This window comes from Sphingobium wenxiniae (assembly GCF_007830065.1).
In the GTDB taxonomy this organism is placed as follows: Bacteria; Pseudomonadota; Alphaproteobacteria; order Sphingomonadales; family Sphingomonadaceae; genus Sphingobium; species Sphingobium wenxiniae.
The window spans coordinates 1-4,068 of record NZ_VLKK01000055.1 but is presented as its reverse complement, the minus strand read 5'-3'; the positions used below and the strand labels follow the sequence as shown (position 1 = coordinate 4,068).

Below are 4,068 nucleotides of genomic sequence, written 5' to 3'. Positions count from 1 at the left end.
CGGGGTAACCGGCAATTTCAAGCGGATCCTGCACTGGTCGGCCAAGGTTGCGAAACGGCACGATCGGGCGCTGGTGACGCATGACGATATCAGCCAGGCCTTGCAGCTCTTTACCCCCTATAGCCCGGATTGAGTGCCGGGATGAGCGCTGGAGCGGGAAGGAGCGAGATAGAGCCGCTGGCCTACCGGGTCAGGCCGATGGCCGGGGAATGCTTCGAATCCTGGCTGCAGCGCCTCGCCGCGCGGCACGAAACGACGCGCAAGGCGCTGTTCGCGCATCTCGGCATCGAGACAGTGCTGGCCGCCTGCGATCTGGCCTCGTCAGCCTATGGCACCGCGCAGCGGCACCGGGTCATGGTCGAGCGGTTGGCCTGGGCGACGGCCCTGCCCGAGAAGGCGATTTCGAGGACTTTGGTGGGCTGCACACGCGGTGACCTGCTGCCGCCGGCGCTGCGCTCGATCGGGTGCCCGCAATGTTGGCTCGACTGGCTGGAAAGCGGCGCGCCGTGGCGGATCGAACGCAACTGGATCCTGCGGGTTGCCCTGCGCTGCGAGCACCACGATCTGCTGCTGACCGACCTTCGCAGCATCGTGGTGCTGGGGCGCACGATGGCGGCGAAGCGGCTGCTGGAGGAGACGGTGGACCGGACAGGCGAGCAGATGGCGCGGTTTACCCTGGTCGCCACGCGCCTCGCCTGGAATCGCGTCATTTCCCGTGCCCACCTGCGCGGCAGTGAGCCCAACTCCTACGCGTTTTCAAGGCGATACATGGCGGCGTTGGTCGGCAACCGGTTTCATTTTGCGCCGTCGCGCCACCTCTTGCTGGCGGCGCTGCACAGCAGCAATGTGGAACAAGCCGAACGGGTGGAGCGACTATTCCGCTTCGATGCGCAGCCGGTGTATAGTCCGGCGAGGCGTGGCTCCAGCGGCTCCGTGCCCGGGCTAGCGGATCTCGCGGCTGCGATCACAGCGGTGGGCCTGCGTCAGCTTGGCCGCAAGCGCCACGTGCTGGAAGTAGCCGGACAGAAGCTTGAGCAGGCCTGGCGGAACTACCCTGCGGTGCATGCGGCGCAAATGCTACGCCGACGGCGCGCGGTGCTGGCGAGCGAGGTGCGCCGCCGCTATGCGGCCGAGATTGTCGGTGCTGCGAAATCCCCGCTGACCTGCTTACGCGGGTTCCAGGATGCGCTGTTTTTCCTGAAACAGTGCGGAATGGCGGATGATGCCGTTCCCCCGGCGACCGGGCGCCCCGATCCTTGGGAGGATTGCCTGGGAAATCCGAGACTGTTGCACGAGCGGTTGAGCCGGCGCTTCGCCCATCCCGCGTTTCGCACTGTTCTCGACCTGCCGGGTCACTCGTTCGATGGCGACGCATTCGAGCGCGCGAGCAGCCGGTCGATGGCGGCCATCGCTGCATCAAATTCGGCGAGGCTTTCGGCCGAGAGCACGGGAGACGGGCCCGGTCCAGGACCGGACTCGCTCGCCTTGCCGTCAGCCAAGCTCGCACGGATCAGAATCTGACCACGATGCCGCTCGATATCGGCAAGACTAGCGGATTTCAGCGATTTGACCAGTTCGCGCACGCCGTTCTTGGACAGGTGCAGCGCGCGTTCGATCTGGCCCGGACGCAAGGGCCCGAACCCGGCGAGCAGGGTGTAGAGCAGGGGCGCGCGCGAATTCGAGCGCAGGGCGGCGAGCGCGCGGGTCATGTGGGAATGGCGCGTCCGGGCCTGTTCGACCAGCTTGGCGAGCCGGTCGGCGCAGGCCGTGAGCGCGTCGGCCACCAGAATGTCGCGCTCGCGCGGCCAGAGCCAGGGCGCCAGTGCCTCGGCGCGCAGCGCGCCGGGGCAGGGGAGGGGGACCATCCCGGGGGTGGCGGCGGATAGGGCCTGGCCTGCCGCAAGATCGATTGCCCAGAGCGGCGGTCTGGCGCGCGGCTGCGCGAAGGCCATCGGCCCGCCCGGAAACTCGAGCAGCCGGTGCTCGGGTTCGGCGGGGGCGAAGTGGGCCGATGCCGCAGCCTGCGTATGGAGGTCGTCGATGGCCGCAAGCGGCCAGGTGCTTTCGCCGTGCTGTTCCGCAACGCTCGCCAGCTGGCCGGCGAGCGCGATCGCCTCGCGCGGCGAGAGCGCGTCAGCGGGGCCGACGATCCCGTGATCTGAGCCGGCTGCCGCCCGCAGTTGCTGCGCGACCCGCGCGACCGGCTCCCAGCGGGCCAGCGACAGTTCGGCGAGGATCGCATCGGCGATTCCCCACGGCCTCGCGAACACGTGCGGGCCTTCTGTTGGCGCTGCGGCTAGGCAGCAAAACCAGAGATCGAACTGCGCGGCGGCACCGGCATGACCCGCCTGGAGCAGGGCTTCACACAGCTGTGCATGAATGACGCTGGCGGCGAGCAGATGGGCGACGCCGGGCTCGAGATGTGCTACCAGCCCCTGCAGTCGGCCCCATGAAAGCGCGGCGCGCGAACGGGCCAGCATGAGCGCTTCGGGCGAGGCGTCTTCGTCCGACTGGAGCGGATGGAATCCGGTAAAATGGGCTTCGAAATTCGCCATTTCAGGAAGTCTAGCAAACAGGACTTAACTGCACCATCCTTGGCATGGTCTTTTTACGCACTAATGATAATGGTATCTTATCGGTAGTGACATTGCCAATTTGCGCGGCTATTCCCGGGAAATGAGCCGCGCAGCGTCGCCAAGGAAAGTCAAAACACTCCCCACCGCTATTGTTCCAGCGGCGAGCGCCGAAATTGTCACGGTGCTCGCCTCGGGCGAAGGCATTCTGCCGCAACGCCGCCGGTCAACGAAGCCGACGCACAAAGAACGCCTTGTCGCGGTCCTCGGATCCTTGCTGGGGGAGGGGACCCAGGTCGCCGAGCTTAACTTCACCACCGCGCTCGCCGCACGCAGCAGCGCGACACTGCGCGCTTTGGCTGCCGATCTTGAATGCTACAGCGGGTTTTGCCTCGATCATCCTCGGCCAGGACTCCCGGCTTCGCCCGAGCGCTTGACCGGGTACATCGGCCATCTCGAGGCCAGGCGGCAAAGTCCTGCAACGATTTCGCGCAAAGTTGCCTCGCTGGGCGCGGTGCACCGTATCCTCGATCTGCCATCGGCGACTGCGGCACCGCTGGTGCGCGATGCCTTGCGCGGCATGCGCAAGCGACAGGGCGTGGCGCAGCGCCAGGCGGGCCCCTTGCGGTTCGGCGCCGAGATCGGCCGCGAGCCAGCCAAAGGCTTGACTCTCACCGCGCTGCTCGATGCCTGTGGCGGCGATCCGCCGGGCTTGCGCGATGCGGCGTTGCTGTCGCTTGGCTATGATGCCGGGCTCAGGGTGTCCGAGCTGGTCGCGGCTACTTGCGAAAGTGTCCAGCTTCAGGACGATGGCTCGGGCCTGCTTCATATCGAGCGATCCAAAACCGACCAGCTGGGGGAGGGGAGCTATGTCTGGGTCTCGCCAGACACCATGCGGCGGATTGCGTTATGGCGCGATGTGAGCGCAATTAGCGCAGGCCCGCTGTTTTGCCGGATCGCCGTGCGGCGACGCAAAGTAGTTCTCGCGCGCCGGGCGCTGACCATGGCCGATCTTGCGCCTAATGCGAAGGTGGACCGGGAGCGAATGGCCGCCGTGCAAGCACGCGATCCCGGAGTCACCTATGCGATCGGGTCGGCAGCGCTCACGCCCACTGCTGTGCGGCATATTATCAAGCGCCGCGCCCGCGCCGCAGCCGATGCGGGTCTGGTGACGCTGATGGGCAAGAAGCTCGATCGCGCTATAGCTGCGCTCAGTACGCATTCGTTGAGGGTCGGGCTGACACAGGATCTATTTGCCAGCGGGGCCGATGCAGGCCCTGTTGCCCAGGCGCTGCGCTGGACATCGACATCGACCGCGCTGCGCTATGGACGCAAGCTCGCCCCTGCCTCGAATGCCGCAGCGGCTATGCTGGGGAAGGTGAGAAGGTGACAAGTGAAGCCGAACGGAAATGTAGCCGTGGCCACTGCAGGTAATTTTGTCGGTCCTTGGGGCGCTTCAAAATCGGCTCGTTGCAGTCAATTCCGTCCGCTCACA

At 66.3% G+C, this 4,068-nt stretch carries 2 protein-coding genes; both read left to right on the top strand.

Features of this window, described 5'->3' with window-relative positions; translation table 11 throughout:
- Positions 1–141 precede the first annotated feature (141 nt).
- Positions 142–1,521 carry a TniQ family protein gene (locus tag IQ35_RS20620; RefSeq protein ID WP_092960436.1) on the top strand — a complete coding sequence of 460 codons (1,380 nt, stop codon included), beginning with the start codon at positions 142–144 and terminating at the stop codon, positions 1,519–1,521.
- A 1,134-nt stretch (positions 1,522–2,655) separates the two neighbouring features.
- Positions 2,656–3,963, top strand: coding sequence for an integrase (locus IQ35_RS20615; protein ID WP_242003436.1), 1,308 nt, complete (start codon positions 2,656–2,658; stop codon positions 3,961–3,963).
- The last annotated feature ends 105 nt before the right edge of the window (positions 3,964–4,068 follow it).

What these genes read in the sequence shown, in the direction of transcription:
- IQ35_RS20620 (WP_092960436.1), top strand. Translation starts at nt 142, where the DNA reads ATGAGCGCTGGAGCGGGAAGGAGCGAGATAGAGCCGCTGGCCTACCGG.